The sequence below is a fragment of the Mesobacillus maritimus genome, from assembly GCF_023715205.1.
In the GTDB taxonomy this organism is placed as follows: Bacteria; Bacillota; Bacilli; order Bacillales; family Cytobacillaceae; genus Mesobacillus_B; species Mesobacillus_B maritimus_C.
Genome location: NZ_JAMBNR010000119.1, coordinates 1 through 267 on the forward strand (window position 1 = coordinate 1; position 267 = coordinate 267).

The 267-nt window shown below is 39.7% G+C and carries 1 protein-coding gene; it reads left to right on the forward strand.

What is annotated here, in order from left to right; genetic code table 11:
* On the forward strand, positions 1-267 hold a 267-nt coding region (locus M3182_RS25895), incomplete at both ends, for a transposase (protein WP_251560690.1).

Genomic DNA, 267 nt, shown 5'->3' on the forward strand with positions numbered 1-267 from the left:
AGGAAGAATACCGGAAGTGGTTTTCAAAAGCGAAAGAAATTGGAACAAATGAAATAAGTGTGGTAAAGGAAGAGCTGAAGCTCTTCTATGAGTCACTAAAATCCTCTGGCATCCCTGAGATGGTGAACCTTATTGGGACCTTCCAGAATTGGCAGACAGAAATCCTGAATAGTTTTGTCTACAACTACTCTAATGGTTTTTTAGAGGGGATAAACAACTCAACGAAGGTACTCAAGCGAAATGCCTATGGATTCAGAAGTTTTGAAC